Here is a 14,902-nt window from a genome sequence, read left to right as displayed (position 1 = left end):
GTCCTTTGAGGTGACTCAGCCCCTCATCAGTGATATCTCTGCTGTTAAGATCGAGGTTTTTAATATTTTTGAAATCACAGAGGAGAGCGAGTTCTGTGTCGTTCAGATCAGTCTTGTTACTACAGTCGAAGTGTGTCACCGTTTCAAAGGGCATGAGATGATCTTTACCGAGGGTAGTGTAAAGCCAACTTTTCCAACTTACGGGTAAAGATTCCAGCAGAACTCCAGGTCCTGAAGAGAAATCGACTTCATTGAGTGATTTCAACTTTACAATCGCCCGGCCATTTTGATATACGGGCACAAGCAAAATGAGAAGTACTAAAAAGGTTGCACGACAGATCCACCGGAACCAGGCAATTCGTGTTTGTTTTATTTCCGTTTTTTCCGTTTGTTCTACCATCAGATTTCCCGAATTTGGGAGAGCAATGCTGCGAAAGAGGGTCTCTTTGTTGGAGACCCATGAAAGCATCTTTATCATAAAGCAAAACGGGCACGATACAAATCATAATTCTGAAATAGACAGACTTTCGTACCAGCCTGTGTCTCTCATTTCCTTTGATCAAATTTGAAAGTCCGTTTATGCCAAATCGAAGAGCATGATCTCGACGTCGCTGGTGGCTTGAATGGTCAGTGTGCTTTCTTCACTCACAGCAGCACCATCGCTGGTAGCGAGATTCTCTCCATTAAGTGATACAGCTCCGCGTAGAACCTGTAACCAGGCATGGCGGCCATTTACCAGTTCATGAGTCACTGTTGCTTCTGCATCGATTTTTGAGAGGAAGATCCGGGCATCCTGGTGAATGTGTAATGATCCCTGTTCAGCCTCGGATGATGCCACGAGTCGTAACTGGTTGTGTTGCTCGTCGTCAGGAAATCGTTTCTGTTCGTAGCTGGGTTCAATTCCTTTACTCTGAGGTAACAGCCAGATCTGATACAGATGCACGGGATCAGTGGGGGAGGGATTGAATTCACTGTGTGTGATACCGGTGCCTGCGGACATGCGTTGGAATTCGCCCGCGTGCAGCACTTCACCGTTGCCCATGGAGTCTTTATGTTCCAGCGCACCTTCCAGTACATAAGTGACGATCTCCATATCTCGATGAGGGTGCGTTCCGAATCCCTGACCGGGCTGGACGCGATCTTCATTCATCACTCTCAAAACGCGAAAATTCATATGATTAGGGTCTTGATAGGATGAAAACGAGAAAGTGTGATACGCTTCGAGCCAACCGTGATGGGCGTGCCCGCGCTCGTTTGCTTTTCGAACCTGTAACATTGATTCACTCCCTGTTTCTGATTCTAATCCTGATCACGTTGATTGATTGACATATCTTATTGTTCGGCCATCTCCTTTAGTTTATATGTTCATTATTTATATGTCAATTATTATTTGTACTTTCCACGTTCTCCTCTCATGGTCATGGTATAAAAACTCAGAAATACGCCTGGAATCCAGTTATCTCGGAAGCTGCTGCTAGCAGAGTCCTGTTATAGATAAGACTCGATTTTGGCTTTGATTTCATCACGGACGCGACGAAACATGTGCATCTTTTCGTCATCGGAGCCGGTGGCGTCTGCGGGATCATCGAAGGGCCAGTGCAGTGTTTCTGTGGCACCGGAAAAGACGGGACAGGATTCTTTCGCATTATCACAGACGGTCACAACCAGATCGAACGGCTGATCTTTGAACTGGTCGAGCGATTTGCTCGTGTTGGTAGAGAGGTCGATTTCCAGTTCCTGCATCGCCTGGATTGCCAATGGATGCACATATCCGGAGGGTTTTGATCCCGCCGACTCTGCCTGCCATTCACCTGCACCCAGCGTTTCCCATAATTCTTCCGCCATCTGAGAGCGGCAGGAGTTTCCCGTACATAGAATTAATACGCGTTTCATTTTATGATTCCCTTATGTTGTTTTATATTATTTTCTTTTCGTCACTCACAGAATCAGATGTTCGTGAGTCAGTCGGTTCCGCAGAGGTATGATGCGGAAACCAGTTTTGAGTTTTCAAGCAGAACTTAACCAGCATCAACATCAGCGGCACCTCAATCAGCACGCCCACAACCGTGGCGAGTGCCGCCCCCGAAGATAACCCGTAGAGCATCGTTGCGGTAGCGATAGCAACTTCGAAATGATTAGAAGCGCCGATCATTGCTGTAGGAGCCGCGTTGTCGTAAGTCAATCCCATGACCTTCGCCAGTACGTACCCTATAGCAAAGATCAAAATGGTCTGAAGAAACAATGGAATGGCGATCCAGAGAATCGTCATCGGGTTATTCAAAATGGTTTCACCTTTGAATGAAAAAAGTAAAACCAGAGTCGCCAGCAGCGCTGCGATGGTCACCGGCGTGAGAACATGCAGAAATTTCTCACGAAACCAGGTTTCGCCTTTACTGGCAATCAGCCACTTTCGCGAAAAGAACCCCGCCACCAGCGGAAGTGCGACATAGACACCTATCGAAAGCAGCAAGGCTTGCCAGGGAACGGGAAGTTTTCCCACACCGAGCAAGTATCCGCCTAAGACGCCGTAGAGAACTAACATCGCCAGCGAATTGATGGCGACCATCACCAGCGTGTGTCCATCGTTTCCTTTTGCGAGAAAGCCCCATACCAGCACCATCGCCGTACAGGGTGCAATTCCCAGTAAGATGCAGCCTGCCAGATAACTTCGCCACAGGGGAACTTCCAGCATCTTCACACCTTCGACGAGCACGACTTTCCCCGATCCATATTCGGCTCCGACCGCGAGATTCGCTCCAAAAGGCATTTTCACATAATCGACTGCTTCGGGTCCGATGAATGCAAGGAAGAGCGTGCCCAGGAAGAAGCTGGCAATCGCATACATGGTAAACGGCTTAATCGCCCAATTGATGAAGAGCGTCAATCCTACGGGGCGCAGGGCCTTGCCCGCTTTGAGAACTTCACCGAAATCAATTTTCACCATGATGGGATACATCATGAAGAACAGGCAGACCGCAATAGGAATTGAAATCACGGGGGCATCGTTGACATAGAGGGCCATGCCATCGAGTGTTTGCGCAAAACCCGGCGCCAATTTCCCCAGAATGATTCCGGCAACGATACACAGGGCAACCCACACGGTCAGGTATCGTTCAAAAAAACTGATTCCCTGATTCCCAGTAGCCGAACAACTCTCCTCTGCGGACATTAAATACATTTCCTTCAAAGCTCTTTAATTACTTGAGCGACTTTTGGCGCCCCTTGACATCTGACAGCAGAACCGTCTCCATGCAGGAAAAGAAACCGTCGAGGCAACCACAGGTAACCCGGTAGTAACTGAGGGCGCCCGCCTTGCGGACATCAATCAAGCCGACCTCTTTCAGAATGGCGAGATGTTTCGATACGGTCGATTGATCTGCGCCGACCTGCTCGGTCAACTCGCCGACACACATCTCCTGTTTTTGCAGTAGATCAAGCATCAGCAAACGACTGGGGTGCGCCATCGCTTTGGCGATCTTTGCTCTTGCTTCATATTGTTTTCGTAGTTTTTCTTTCATGGCTATATTGCCATATTACCAAGTACAAACAGAAACTGTCAAGCTTAGCATGAAAACAGTTTGACATGAAGACGCGCTGGATGCGTGTGGCCGGCGATACGATTTTCTGGCTGGGTGTAGTGATGCTGGTGATTTTCGTTGCAGGACTGATAATTTCTGAAACTATTCTCGTACTTCCACCAGAATGCGACCGCGCATATTTTCAATGCTACTGTTGCATCCAGCACCCCAATTAGCTTCGTTCATTGTGATTTCGATAATCTTTGCAGCGCCTGTCGAAATCAGCAGTTCCTGTAAGAGATTCCATGATATCCATGCGAACCTTTCGCACATTGTTATGTCCTAGAGTCATGAATACTACATTATTAAACAATCAGTTTGACCGAATCGGCGCACGATTGAAAACGAAAGACGAATCGAATATCCGTACTCGCTCTTCAAAACGTCTAGTGTCTCTTGATATTGGTGTCGACCGTCGAGGAGAGTTCTTCGAAATTGAACATCAAGACAACGCAGAGCTGCAAGTCCTTAATCTTCAACCACGCGATCGTCATCTGCTGTTAATGATTCGTGAAAACGATGAAAAAAACAAGTATCTTTGCGGTCATGATGAGCGACATTGGTTTGTGGCGGCAATTCCTGAATCCGCATCGGTTGGCACAGTCGGTCAAGCAAAGGAAGCGTTAAAGCCGCGCGAGGTTCAGATTGCACAGGCGCAAAAACGCGTTGCAGGAAGATCCCGAAACCGTCGAAAGAATGCCGCTTATGTTCGACAGGGGGAATGGTTCTTTCTACCTGTTCGAGATTTTAAAATTGATGATGCCTTGACTTTACAGAACGAGCCTTTAGTTCGCGGAAACGGAGGCAAACCACACTGGGCCGACGATTGTTATCGAATCGGCGGCGAAACGGTTTATGTTTGTTCTCATCACCGGAATGGAGTAACCGCAGAAAATTATCATCGCATTATATCTCGTAACGGAAACGCTAAGAATTGGAACTGGAGAACGATGCGGCGTAATCCGGCTGTTTATGTACGAGGACGTATTCGCCATCCCGATCATAAAACCATCAAGCTGCATGATTGGCATCAGGTTGTGATGAATACTGAAAATCAATCACGGGCCATGCGAAACGTGGCATTTCTGGATTGAATTATCTATTCAGAAAACTATTTCACTGCCCCTTTCATTCTAATAAGGAAGGGGCAATTTTTTATCATCGTTGTATATTTTCTACCAGCATGAAAAGTTTTATGTAAGATCTACGGTCTCTCTTGCGATTGAGGATTATTCAACAATGAGCGAAAAGACCTGGTATGACCTTTCAGACATTGCCGATCTCGTTCCGAAACGAATGATCAAGGAAACGAATTATTTCAACGGCAACTTTTCGGAATGCAACCGCTTTAATATCCCGGGCCTTTTTTATGGTGCGATGACTGACACCTGCTTGACAGGCCCACAGGAAGCACCATTCAACGTGATGGTGGATGATGTTGGTCAAGAATTCATTTTTCGTCAACCAACGGATCTCTTTGAATTGGATTGTATTCTGCAAGCGGCCAACTTTGATCCATTCGAAGGCTACGGTGCGGATGGAGACGTGCATTGGACATTAAGATTAATTCGTGAATGGTGGGAGTCCTGTGATGATTTATTGGACGAAGTAGAGTCGTTGCGTCAGCATAATGAGAATGTGAAAGAGTGGAAACAATATCTACTCGGACCGGCTATTGAATACCTGCGGCAATATGCATTTTTTGTTGAAGAAGGGAAGCGGCCATTAGCGTTTGACGTTTTACCGATTCTCTAAATCGTATCGCTCTGGATGATCACATTACCTCATTTTCGTCGCTTCATTTCAAGTTCTCAGATATCAACTTCGGAAGATCCAGCTAATTTTTAAATTCCACATCTCGCGCCGTTGAGTCTCTCTGGCGATATAGGAGCGTCAAGCTGATCAGAAAAATGAGCCATTCGCCGCCAGCCAGATAGAAGGTTGTTGATTCAAAACCGGTAAACAAGAAGAAGCCGACGGTTCTAAATAATACCAGTGAACCATGAACCATCAGACAAACTCCCAGCGAAAACTGCGTGACTGCTCTTTGTAATAGAGGCCAAAGGAAAACCAATGCCAACCCCAGTTCCAGGCCTCCATAGACTGTCAGAAATTCAGACTGACCTGAGCCGGGTTGCAGTGTGAATCCGACAGACTGTGAAGTGGACTCAGGTGCGATTGCACACCAGAGTGCCAGCAAAACATAAAGGATTCCCATAAGCGCCAGAAAGATTCGCGTCATTTGATTATCCGTTCCCCATTTTCTCTGCACCGAAGAGTTTTCAGTTGAGCGAACAGTCACTGTTTAAAATTTCATCGAGAACGTTCCTGATAGCCCTATCGAAGATTTCACCTGCTTCTGCCTCCTGGATCATAGATATCAAAACGGTAGCGTTCAACTTGAGAACAGGTATAATCAGAAAATGGCATGCCAAGTTAAGAGGACACTGTTCATGGTTGATTCGATCTTTATTATCTTCGGTGTAGTATTTCTAGTAGGATATCTGTTCCTGGTATTGAGGTGGATCTATCGCTTACCACGCTCCTTCTCAATACCACGCCTTTTCTCAAATCGTATTGTAAAACAGGGAGACCGGTTATTACATCGTGGTGATTACGATTCTGCAATTGCCAAGTATTCACAAGTGATTGCGAGACATCCGAAACAAGTTGATGCCTACCTCGGCCGTTCGCACGCTTATATTCGTGTTAATGAACTCGATAAAGCACTCTCTGACTGTAACACCATCATCCTCTTACAGCCTGACAATCACTTTGCATTCTTAAATCGGGGTGCCATCTATGCGTTAAACGAAAATCACCAGCAGTCTGTAGTCGAAACAACACACGGCCTGGAACTGCAGCCTACTTTCCTTGATGGTCTCTTTAATCGCGCTTGTTCTTATTCAAAATTAGGTAAGACCGAAGAAGCCCTCGCAGACTTTGCTAAAGCAATCCAGCTCTCGCCTACCGATATTTATAATTACATTGAGCGGGGAAATCTCTATATCGAAATAAAACAGTTTACAAACGCCATTGATGACTATAGTCGTGCAATGGAACTCGGATATCAGTCTGCGGATATTTTTGTTTCCCGAGGATTTGCTTTAGAAAGAATTGGCAATACCCGACAATCCAAGTGTGATTATCTAAACGCGGTTCTACAAAAACCTTATGATGATTTAATCCAGCAAAATCAGAATGAAGCATCTCATTATTTTGATCGTGGATTTCTTTATACAGGAGCTGGACTCTATCCCAAGGCCATTGATGATTATACACGTGCTTTTGAACTGGGGGATCAGTCTGCGGAGCTTCTCACTACTCGCGGTTACACTTATCTGAAGATGGAAGCATTTGAAAAAGCGCAAGCAGATTTTGAACATGCCATACAATCCGATGCAGAAGCAAGAAATGCCATTAATTGTCTGGCCTGGCTGCTGGCGACCTGTCCTGTACCCGAATACCGCGATGGCAACAAAGCCCTTCAATTGGCGCTACGTAACTGTGAGTTAGCAGATACGACTGAATGGAATGACCTGGGCACATTGGCAGCCGCATATGCTGAAGTAGGACAATTCGACGAAGCGATTCGCTGGATCAATGAGTCAAGTACAAAAGCACCTGAACTTGAATTACACAGATGCGAAGCACAATTAAAATGTTTTGAGAAACAAAAACCTTATACTGATCATGGTACAGAATCATAAACTGACTTTTCAAATACAGAACGTTTTTCTTCTCCCCCGCCGTCTTCATCTGGTTGCGAAAAGCCGACAGACATGTTATTACCCGGTTAATGTTTTAAAGACTTAGGAAATGAAGTCGCTCACACAGCTCGCTAGAAAGATTCGTGTCATCAATTTCTCACCATTGAGTTTAATAATATTTTAGCCATGCTCATTTTGCTATTTTTTCGGCACCTAAGAGTTTTAAGTTGAGTGAACCACCTCTGACCAACATTTCGTCAAGTGCATTGATTACATCTTCGCTGGATAGATCGCCTGTCCCCTTTCGTTCTAGATGGAATTGAACTGAGCGTCGCACCAGCTCTTTAATAAATGATGCAGAGACTTTTTCTGTTCTTCGAATTACCTCTTCCACAACTTCATCACTCACAGAGACACCTGTTGCATAGAGTTGAATCAGCTTCTTTCTTCCCGCTTCATCGGGTAAGGGAAATTCGATGGCCTGATCAACACGACCGGGACGAGAGGCCAAAGCCGCTTCCAATGTTTCAGGACGATTCGTTGTAAGAATAAATAGAACTTCGCAATCCTGCTTCAATCCATCCATCTCATTGAGCAATTTATTCAACAGTACTTCCTCACAGGCACTGTTCATATCCCTGCGGTCTCGGGCAATCAGATCGACATCTTCCAGCACCACGATGCTGGGTTGCAGCAAGCGTGCCAGACTCATGTATTCATCTAACATGCCTACCTGTTCTGCGGAAATCAGTAAAGTCGTGTGTGCTTCCAATTCGTTTGCAAGGTAATGAATCGTATGTGTTTTACCAGTCCCCGGCGGGCCGTAGAACAGGATTCCTTTTTTTGTGGCTTGCTTGTACTTCGCAAGTTGTGCGCGTTGTGCAACGAACTGAATCACATTTCGTTCTAATAGTTCTATTGTCGGTTCTGGTAAGATAACCTGGTCTCTTGTCACCGTTCTGAGTTGATGAACGTTAATGCCCTTTGATTCTCCAGAATAGGAGTGTTCCAACTTTTCTAAGGACAGGACTTTCCCGCGATAGGTTTTTGCCTCGATGATTGCCGCTTCTAAATGTCTGAAGAACTGCTGAGTAATCTCTGTGCCTTCGGGAGAATTCGGCGTACCTACCTGAAACCGCAAGCCCGTGATTCTCCCAAAATTTCCGATGGGTGAGAGCAAAACGGCAAATCGAACTCCATTTTTTTCAAGCAGCCAGAGTCCAATTTTTAAAACACGGACTGAATCATCACCACCCACGTTCACTTCTTCGTATTCGGGAGGAATCGCAACCGCAGGAGAATGAATGTCTGGCACGAAACAACTGGTTAAGGACAAACCTTTTTGGGAGTACACAGCGCTTACACCGCAAAAGTGGAGCACGTTCGTATCTTCATCAAACAGCCGGTCAATGGCCCGTTGCAAATCGGCCCGAACACGAAAAGGAAACTTCCGCTCCGAAATGGTAATATCACTGGTGAGAACGGGATCAAAGTGTGCCTTGAGTAAGGGTGCAACCTGTTGAGCTTCTGCTTTCTGTCTGGCCGATTTTTTCCTCAACGTCCAGATCACAAACGCAGCGATCCCAGTACCAATGATCAATTCTATTAACAAGAATTCCAGTAATGTCATTACTTCATCTTTCTCCCTTTTTCCAGTTACTCAAGCAGACAAGCAAAGCAACTAATGCGACACAAATCACGAACCAAAACAAAGTCGCGGGAATCATACCATACCCAAAGATCGTATACCGCGCCGTGTAGGAATTGTTATTACCTTGCGCCAATAACATAATCAGAATGAAGAGGAGCCAAAAGTTGGATGCCAGAAAGTAACGCAGCATAAGTCTATTCCCAATGTAACAGAAGTAAGTTCGATGCAAGATCGTTGAAAAGTTAACGGTAACCCATTACCCCTCTACGGGTCAAATATATTCTGGACTAATCAAGGCTAAACCATAGATGATCACGAACCAATGGTAGATCAATTAGGAGGGTTGTCAGACATCCACATTCTTGTTAATAACAATCAGCAGTTTACCCATATGATTGTCGTCTCATGATTCCTCAAATAACAACGCTCCCGTACTACTGATATTTTTGAAAGAAATTTAACACGTGATGAACGCTTCAACTTTCTCACCGGGGCCTACACCAGACACGGTACAAGCTGCTGATGGATCCGTGCATTCTGTTCCTGCCGGCTGGGAGTTACTGCCTCCGGGCGATGCGGGTTTGACGCGGCGAGTGAAGGCGGTGGGTGAATTCTGGATCGTGCAGGAGAAAAAAGGAAGACGTCTCTTTTCCAAAGGGGTCTGGGCGCCTACGAATACGATTGAACGGCTTCGCGAAGAGTTGACAGCCGAGCGATCAACGGACGCGTATGCCAAACGCAAGGCAGCAGATGCACGGCGGCGTGAGAAAACGCAAACCGAGTACGTGGATGACTTCTATCGTTCCGTTCTCGCTTTTCTGGATTTTCATCCCGCGCATCAAGCACTGGCAGAGCAGATGTCGCATGCGATTACCACACATGCGACGCCGGTGGGCAGTGGTACGGTGGCGCGAACCAAACGGATTCCTGTAGAACAACGGGCGGAAGCCGCCGTCATTGCCTGGATGCGACATCAGACAACGGCCTACGATTCAATGACGATTCCTCGCGTCAAAGGCAAACGGCGGGAAGTGCGGCGGATGCTCGCCCAGCGGTCTAAAGAACTATTAAATCAGTATCGAACCAGCGTAACCGCGGCCGCTGGTTGTCCACTGCAGCGGGCATTGACTGAAACCGCTACTAAAACAGCGATAGAAAGAGAACTCCCATGAAACCAGGTCGTTATCGCCATTATAAAGGCAATGATTATATTGTGATCGAGATTGCGCGCCACAGTGAGACAGAAGAAGAAATGGTCGTCTATCGTCAGGACTATGGTGAGCGCGGTCTGTGGGTGCGGCCGAAAGGGATGTTTATGGAATCGGTCAACATCGACGGACGCGAAGTGCCGCGATTCGAATTCATCGGCCCTGTTGAAGAATAAACGTGCGATGCGCGCTTGAACCTGGCTATTCTTCCTCGGCTCGTATCTGCGCCGATCCATCGGGTTCGACATGCACGTGGATGACAATCGGATGGCAACAGACGGGACAGTCTTCGACATACTCCTGTTCTTTGCCTTCGGTCACATCAATGGGAACGACGATTTCTTCGCCACAGGAATCACAAATATACTTGGCTTCTTCCTGCATGATTTTTCTCCCTCTCTATAATGCTTATCATATATGAATTCATTTCATTTCAATACAAGTGGATCAAGCCAGACGGCATGTCCTCCCAGATTACGCCCTGGCGTTTCCGTTCGAATTTCCAGTCTTTTAATGTTCTTGACAGAAACATTACAGAATACCGCGTCCCCTCGACCTCGGATGGGTGGTGATTTCCAGAGAACTCTGTCATCTCCCAATACTGTAAATGTAATTGTACTGAGATATTGATATGAATGGTCCATGAGGGCCATGCCGGTCACAAAAGTTTTGTATTGACCGTCCAGTTGGTAACGCACGCGCGCCGCTAAACCTCTACTTTGTGGAACTAACCCAAGACCATTGGGGAACTCAATCTTATTGACCGTAAATATTCCGCCATTTCCAGCGTCACCATTCTTTCCGAAAGCCCACGGACCTCGAATGACATCCTGTTCTTCCATGTGATTTAGATACCGGAGGGGCATCTCACTTAACCTAGCATTAATTGTAGTTCGATCTGCTTCGATTGAGTGAGTCCACGCTCGACTATATAAATCATAAGCATGCAGTTCCAATTCCTGTTTTGTCAAACCTTTCTCTTCGCCACCTAATTGATACCAGCCATTGGCAACCTCCAGCAGAGAATCATCATCTTTTAAGATTGCAAGTTCCTGTTCGGCCAGAGTTCGATATGCTGCATCATCCCCCTTGGAAAGCCAGTCAAGTCCCTCTTTCCAGTGATTCAACTTTAAGGCGACAAACTTTCCATATAAAAATGCCGACCTTGAGTCTTTCGGATCCTTTTGCAGGTTTTTATGAAAATTTTCTACCTTGCGATATTCTCGAGCCAACATACCACTGCGTTGTTTAAAATTATTCGCTAGCGTATATGCGTGATTATTCCCTGATGATTTCCCAATTTTGACGGCGAGAGTTGCGATCTTCACTGCTGCAGAATAATCGCCTGCCTTGATCGCAGCCTGACCTGTTTCGATCGCGTCAAACGCCACTTCTTTCAAATATCCTTTGGAAGATGTTGATTTGGCTTCCTGTAAAAGTTGCTTGTATTTCTCAGAGAAATCGATGTTCTCTGCAGGGGGAAACGCTTGGAGAACTTGAGTCCCACCGTGAAGGACCAAGGTACACAAGACAACAAAAAGCGTGTGAACGATAAACTGACTTTTAAGAGTTAACATTTCTGAATCCGATTGAGAGTTTTGTCGAACGTCTGTGCAAGATAAACAAAGTATACCGTTTCTATCGTAAGTCAACCGTTCTGACTTTCCAAGCTTTCTTTCAACCTATTTCACAAACCTACTTTTTTAAGACAATTATTCAGGACATGCCTTGGACGATGTCCTGTTTCAAATCTGTTTTTATCGCTTGCCTTTTTTGGTTTGTTATTACATTATTCTTAGTCTTCTGCATCTGCTTTTGCAGGTGGGAAGTTTCGTTGCTGGTTGGCGTGTTGTGGGTGATGTTTTTTTTGACATGGAATTCTCCATTGCATCCATTCTATCAAATTTTGGGAAATGGCGTTATTATAGAGTTCAAAAGCCTTTCTAGTCAGGGGTTCTGCTCTGTGTTAGAATCATGCCCATTGCAGTTGAAAGGACCAGATTTGCTGGTCTGACTTATTTTATTCCTAGAAAAACAACACAAAAACCGGAGAATAGCCAGATGGCCAAGAATAAACAGCAGAAAAAGAAGGAACGGGAAAAACGAGTCGCCAAGGAAAAACATGCTGCGAGCGCGAAAAAGCGTACGCAGGAGAAAACGGCCAAGGCATCCTTGAAGCCGGCTACCCAGCGATCACAAATCATGAGTGCAGCCGTTCCGAAGGCGAAACCTGTGGTGACCAACAGTAAAAGTTCCTTTACGCAACGACGAACAGGTGGCTGATCACTGAATCGTCCTCCTGATAGAACGATCCGGGATGTGATATCAAGGAAACGGTCAGGAATCTCATCATATTTGAGTGAGATGTTACTCATGCGCGTAGTCATTCCCCAATTGCTCTGGATCGGAAATGCGCGTGATGCACGCGACGTAAAAGGTGTGCTGGATCTGGGAATTTCTGCCATCATTGATCTGGCGTTGGAAGAACCGCCGATTTCCTTTCCGCGAGAGATCGTCTACTGCCGTCTGCCTTTGCTCGATGGCGACGAAAATAATCAGCCGGTATTAGCAACGGCAATTGAGACTGTGGCCCGGTTCATTCAGACTGAGATGCCCACACTGGTAGCTTGCAGCGCGGGTATGAGCCGCTCGCCGGCGATTGTGGCTGGTGCCATGTCGAAAACCAAAGCGATTTCATTCGAAGAAGCAATCCAGCAGATCGCCGCAATCGGCCCGTGCGATGTATCGCCCGGTTTATGGAATCAGATTGAAGCCTGTCTCGAACAGAACTAGTTCTGCAAGATCGCTGAACCAGTCTGCATACTTCTTTTGACGGTCTGTTAGACTTCACCTTTCGGGCAAGATATAATGACCTACTCGAAACTGAATTCAAAACCATGATTACACGAGATTGATATGAAAAGAAATCACAGCCAATTCTCTGGTCTCTGGCTTTTGTTTTTTGTGCTGCTCTGCTTTGTTCCATGGGGAATCGCAGGCGAACCGTCGCAACGTGGGTTTCGTGAGCTTGAACGCCATTCGGCGAAGACAGCGCATCAGGGGGTTGCCGTTGATGAGACTTCGTTCTTCGCCATATCCAGTCGTGAAATTTCCCGTTTTCAAAAATCGGATGGCAAGTTGCTCGAAACATGGACGGGGCCGAAAGACTCACATATTCGCCACCTGAATAGTGGTGTGGTGATTGCAGGCAAGCTGTATTGTGCACATTCGAATTGGCCTCAAAAACCGCTCAAGAACACGGTGGAGGTTTTCGATGCGAAACAACTGAAACATCTGGAAACGCTCAAATTCCCCGAGACCAAAGGCGCCATCAACTGGATAGATCGACGGCAGGGAAAATGGTGGATCGCCTTTGCGTTTTACGGCGAGTTGGAAAATGTGCGCAAGACCTATCTCGTTCGTTATAGTGACGATTGGAAACCGGAGAGAACCTGGACGTTTCCCGATACCGTGCTAAAACGGTTTTTACCCAACAGCAATTCCGGCGGTGCGTGGGGGCCGAATGGGCTGCTCTACACAACGGGCCATGACCGGGGTGAGCTCTATGTCTTGCGGATTCCTGAAACAGACGGAACTCTGGAACATGTGGAAACGCTGTCAGCGCCGCTCGCCGGTCAGGGTATCGCGTGGGACCAGAGTGATATCGGCACGCTGTACGGCATTCATCGCCAACAAAAACAAGTCATCAAGATGCGGCTCACGCATTCGAAAGAATATGCAAAGTTGCGATCTCATATTAAATGGGACCGTGATCAAAATAATCCGATCCTGCCACCCCGCTCCGCCGGGAATTTCGATTCAACACGCTGCATGAATGCCTGGGTGATACGGAACGAAAATCAGTACCGACTCTTTTATGCCGGTGGCGATGACCGCTCGGTACATCGGATCGGTTTGGCGACGGCTGCCATTGATGATCTGAATCAATGGAGCCGACAAGGTCCGATGTTGGATGTCGGTAAGCCAGGCTCCTTCGATGCGCGCTGGTGTGTATTACCGCACGTGGTTCAGACAAAATCCGATCGACTGCATCTTTACTACACGGGGAACTGTGGCAAAGGTTCCGGCTTGAGTGCCTTTCCCGGCATCGGCCTGGCAATCAGCGACGATGGTCAAAACTGGAAGCGTCATGCGGAAACACCAGTGCTGGCACCCAGTGGTGAGGCCGGTAGCCCGGATGCGATTGGTATCGCTGGGGGCTCGGTGATACAGGTAACGCGCGCTGACGGAGTTTCCGAATGGCGATTTTATTACACGGGTTGCCCTACGATTGGCAAGCCACATTTACTCAACCAGCAGAAAACAATCTGCCTGGCGGTTTCCGATGATGGTATCCATTGGAAAAAACGGGGCACGATTTTGCAGCGCGATCCGAATCGTGATTATGAAAATGTGGGCGTTGCGGGGCCGGTTGTGTTGCAACGAGAGGATGGCACGTTTCAGATGTGGTATTCGGCCATCGGTTCGCGATGGGGTTATTATTGTATCTGCTACGCCGAATCGGATGACGGCATTTTCTGGACGCGCGGTGCGTTGTATGGTGAGAATCTGCAGCTCGAACCATCTAAGAGTGGATGGGACAGTCAGATGGTCGAGTATCCATCCATCATTCGTGAAAACAATCGCCTGCGTATGTTTTACTGTGGCAACGGTTACGGAAGAACGGGCATCGGCACTGCACTCAGCTCGGAAATCGATCCGGATAAATAATTTATCACAGCACGAAAACAGTCG

At 46.9% G+C, this 14,902-nt stretch carries 17 protein-coding genes and 1 pseudogene; 8 read left to right on the top strand and 10 right to left on the bottom strand.

What is annotated here, in order from left to right; genetic code table 11:
* The 5 genes and pseudogenes from Q0668_RS08750 to Q0668_RS08730 form a co-directional block, all read right to left on the bottom strand.
* Window positions 1-400 (bottom strand): annotated as a pseudogene (locus Q0668_RS08750) (hypothetical protein); the annotation flags it as partial.
* 177 nt (window positions 401-577) lie between these two features.
* A complete protein-coding gene (locus Q0668_RS08745; RefSeq protein ID WP_298862986.1) occupies window positions 578-1,276 on the bottom strand; it encodes a pirin family protein in 699 nt (232 codons plus the stop codon).
* 212 nt (window positions 1,277-1,488) lie between these two features.
* The gene (locus tag Q0668_RS08740) at window positions 1,489-1,893 is read right to left on the bottom strand and encodes an arsenate reductase ArsC (RefSeq protein WP_298862983.1); all 405 of its coding nucleotides are present in this window, start codon (window positions 1,891-1,893) and stop codon (window positions 1,489-1,491) included.
* 22 nt (window positions 1,894-1,915) lie between these two features.
* On the bottom strand, window positions 1,916-3,169 hold the full coding sequence (arsB, locus tag Q0668_RS08735) for an ACR3 family arsenite efflux transporter (protein ID WP_298862981.1): 1,254 nt from the start codon (window positions 3,167-3,169) through the stop codon (window positions 1,916-1,918).
* 28 nt (window positions 3,170-3,197) lie between these two features.
* A complete protein-coding gene (locus Q0668_RS08730) occupies window positions 3,198-3,518 on the bottom strand; it encodes a metalloregulator ArsR/SmtB family transcription factor (protein ID WP_298862978.1) in 321 nt (106 codons plus the stop codon).
* A 350-nt stretch (window positions 3,519-3,868) separates the two neighbouring features.
* Between Q0668_RS08730 and Q0668_RS08725 the strand changes: the two genes are divergently transcribed.
* Both Q0668_RS08725 and Q0668_RS08720 read left to right on the top strand, forming a co-directional pair.
* The gene (locus Q0668_RS08725) at window positions 3,869-4,672 is read left to right on the top strand and encodes a hypothetical protein (protein WP_298862976.1); all 804 of its coding nucleotides are present in this window, start codon (window positions 3,869-3,871) and stop codon (window positions 4,670-4,672) included.
* A 145-nt stretch (window positions 4,673-4,817) separates the two neighbouring features.
* Window positions 4,818-5,333: a hypothetical protein gene (locus tag Q0668_RS08720; RefSeq protein ID WP_298862974.1), complete on the top strand. Its 516-nt coding sequence runs from the start codon at window positions 4,818-4,820 to the stop codon at window positions 5,331-5,333.
* Window positions 5,334-5,415: 82 nt separating this feature from the next.
* On the opposite strand, the gene Q0668_RS08715 is transcribed toward Q0668_RS08720, so the two are convergent.
* Window positions 5,416-5,820, bottom strand: a complete 405-nt coding sequence (locus tag Q0668_RS08715) for a DUF4345 family protein (RefSeq protein WP_298862971.1) — start codon at window positions 5,818-5,820, stop codon at window positions 5,416-5,418.
* A gap of 211 nt (window positions 5,821-6,031) precedes the next feature.
* Here Q0668_RS08715 and Q0668_RS08710 point away from each other — a divergent pair, with 211 nt between their 5' ends.
* The gene (locus Q0668_RS08710) at window positions 6,032-7,288 is read left to right on the top strand and encodes a tetratricopeptide repeat protein (protein ID WP_298862968.1); all 1,257 of its coding nucleotides are present in this window, start codon (window positions 6,032-6,034) and stop codon (window positions 7,286-7,288) included.
* Window positions 7,289-7,478: 190 nt separating this feature from the next.
* Here the strand turns inward: Q0668_RS08710 and Q0668_RS08705 are convergent, their stop codons facing one another.
* A complete protein-coding gene (locus Q0668_RS08705; RefSeq protein WP_298862965.1) occupies window positions 7,479-8,918 on the bottom strand; it encodes an ATP-binding protein in 1,440 nt (479 codons plus the stop codon).
* Window positions 8,919-8,922: 4 nt separating this feature from the next.
* Window positions 8,923-9,129, bottom strand: a complete 207-nt coding sequence (locus tag Q0668_RS08700; protein WP_298862962.1) for a hypothetical protein — start codon at window positions 9,127-9,129, stop codon at window positions 8,923-8,925.
* A 277-nt stretch (window positions 9,130-9,406) separates the two neighbouring features.
* Here Q0668_RS08700 and Q0668_RS08695 point away from each other — a divergent pair, with 277 nt between their 5' ends.
* The gene (locus Q0668_RS08695) at window positions 9,407-10,111 is read left to right on the top strand and encodes a DUF2293 domain-containing protein (protein WP_298862959.1); all 705 of its coding nucleotides are present in this window, start codon (window positions 9,407-9,409) and stop codon (window positions 10,109-10,111) included.
* Window positions 10,108-10,323 (top strand): DUF1653 domain-containing protein, encoded by a 216-nt coding sequence (locus Q0668_RS08690; RefSeq protein ID WP_298862957.1) that lies wholly within the window; start codon window positions 10,108-10,110, stop codon window positions 10,321-10,323. Before Q0668_RS08695 ends, Q0668_RS08690 begins: the two co-directional genes overlap by 4 nt.
* Window positions 10,324-10,348: 25 nt before the next feature.
* On the opposite strand, the gene Q0668_RS08685 is transcribed toward Q0668_RS08690, so the two are convergent.
* Together Q0668_RS08685 and Q0668_RS08680 are read right to left on the bottom strand one after the other, a co-directional pair.
* Window positions 10,349-10,531 carry a CPXCG motif-containing cysteine-rich protein gene (locus Q0668_RS08685; protein ID WP_298862954.1) on the bottom strand — a complete coding sequence of 61 codons (183 nt, stop codon included), beginning with the start codon at window positions 10,529-10,531 and terminating at the stop codon, window positions 10,349-10,351.
* Between the two features lie 44 nt (window positions 10,532-10,575).
* Entirely contained in the window at window positions 10,576-11,724 is a 1,149-nt protein-coding gene (locus Q0668_RS08680) for an NPCBM/NEW2 domain-containing protein (RefSeq protein WP_298862951.1), read from the bottom strand.
* A 484-nt stretch (window positions 11,725-12,208) separates the two neighbouring features.
* Between Q0668_RS08680 and Q0668_RS08675 the strand changes: the two genes are divergently transcribed.
* From Q0668_RS08675 to Q0668_RS08665, 3 genes are all read left to right on the top strand, one after another.
* A complete protein-coding gene (locus Q0668_RS08675) occupies window positions 12,209-12,430 on the top strand; it encodes a hypothetical protein (RefSeq protein ID WP_298862948.1) in 222 nt (73 codons plus the stop codon).
* 90 nt (window positions 12,431-12,520) lie between these two features.
* Window positions 12,521-12,940 (top strand): dual specificity protein phosphatase, encoded by a 420-nt coding sequence (locus tag Q0668_RS08670; RefSeq protein WP_298862945.1) that lies wholly within the window; start codon window positions 12,521-12,523, stop codon window positions 12,938-12,940.
* A gap of 123 nt (window positions 12,941-13,063) precedes the next feature.
* Window positions 13,064-14,878 (top strand): hypothetical protein, encoded by a 1,815-nt coding sequence (locus tag Q0668_RS08665; protein WP_298862941.1) that lies wholly within the window; start codon window positions 13,064-13,066, stop codon window positions 14,876-14,878.
* Window positions 14,879-14,902: the final 24 nt, after the last annotated feature.

Source organism: uncultured Gimesia sp. (assembly GCF_937910335.1).
Taxonomy (GTDB): Bacteria; Planctomycetota; Planctomycetia; order Planctomycetales; family Planctomycetaceae; genus Gimesia.
Note: the sequence above shows the minus strand (reverse complement) of the source record. Positions and strands in the feature narration are given on the sequence as shown.

What these genes read in the sequence shown, in the direction of transcription:
- Q0668_RS08680 (WP_298862951.1), bottom strand. Translation starts at nt 11,724, where the DNA reads ATGTTAACTCTTAAAAGTCAGTTTATCGTTCACACGCTTTTTGTTGTC.
- Q0668_RS08705 (WP_298862965.1), bottom strand. Translation starts at nt 8,918, where the DNA reads ATGACATTACTGGAATTCTTGTTAATAGAATTGATCATTGGTACTGGG.
- Q0668_RS08740 (WP_298862983.1), bottom strand. Translation starts at nt 1,893, where the DNA reads ATGAAACGCGTATTAATTCTATGTACGGGAAACTCCTGCCGCTCTCAG.
- Q0668_RS08745 (WP_298862986.1), bottom strand. Translation starts at nt 1,276, where the DNA reads ATGTTACAGGTTCGAAAAGCAAACGAGCGCGGGCACGCCCATCACGGT.
- Q0668_RS08730 (WP_298862978.1), bottom strand. Translation starts at nt 3,518, where the DNA reads ATGAAAGAAAAACTACGAAAACAATATGAAGCAAGAGCAAAGATCGCC.
- Q0668_RS08665 (WP_298862941.1), top strand. Translation starts at nt 13,064, where the DNA reads ATGAAAAGAAATCACAGCCAATTCTCTGGTCTCTGGCTTTTGTTTTTT.
- Q0668_RS08690 (WP_298862957.1), top strand. Translation starts at nt 10,108, where the DNA reads ATGAAACCAGGTCGTTATCGCCATTATAAAGGCAATGATTATATTGTG.
- Q0668_RS08670 (WP_298862945.1), top strand. Translation starts at nt 12,521, where the DNA reads ATGCGCGTAGTCATTCCCCAATTGCTCTGGATCGGAAATGCGCGTGAT.
- Q0668_RS08700 (WP_298862962.1), bottom strand. Translation starts at nt 9,129, where the DNA reads ATGCTGCGTTACTTTCTGGCATCCAACTTTTGGCTCCTCTTCATTCTG.
- Q0668_RS08675 (WP_298862948.1), top strand. Translation starts at nt 12,209, where the DNA reads ATGGCCAAGAATAAACAGCAGAAAAAGAAGGAACGGGAAAAACGAGTC.
- Q0668_RS08720 (WP_298862974.1), top strand. Translation starts at nt 4,818, where the DNA reads ATGAGCGAAAAGACCTGGTATGACCTTTCAGACATTGCCGATCTCGTT.
- arsB (WP_298862981.1), bottom strand. Translation starts at nt 3,169, where the DNA reads ATGTCCGCAGAGGAGAGTTGTTCGGCTACTGGGAATCAGGGAATCAGT.
- Q0668_RS08695 (WP_298862959.1), top strand. Translation starts at nt 9,407, where the DNA reads ATGAACGCTTCAACTTTCTCACCGGGGCCTACACCAGACACGGTACAA.
- Q0668_RS08685 (WP_298862954.1), bottom strand. Translation starts at nt 10,531, where the DNA reads ATGCAGGAAGAAGCCAAGTATATTTGTGATTCCTGTGGCGAAGAAATC.
- Q0668_RS08725 (WP_298862976.1), top strand. Translation starts at nt 3,869, where the DNA reads ATGAATACTACATTATTAAACAATCAGTTTGACCGAATCGGCGCACGA.
- Q0668_RS08715 (WP_298862971.1), bottom strand. Translation starts at nt 5,820, where the DNA reads ATGACGCGAATCTTTCTGGCGCTTATGGGAATCCTTTATGTTTTGCTG.
- Q0668_RS08710 (WP_298862968.1), top strand. Translation starts at nt 6,032, where the DNA reads ATGGTTGATTCGATCTTTATTATCTTCGGTGTAGTATTTCTAGTAGGA.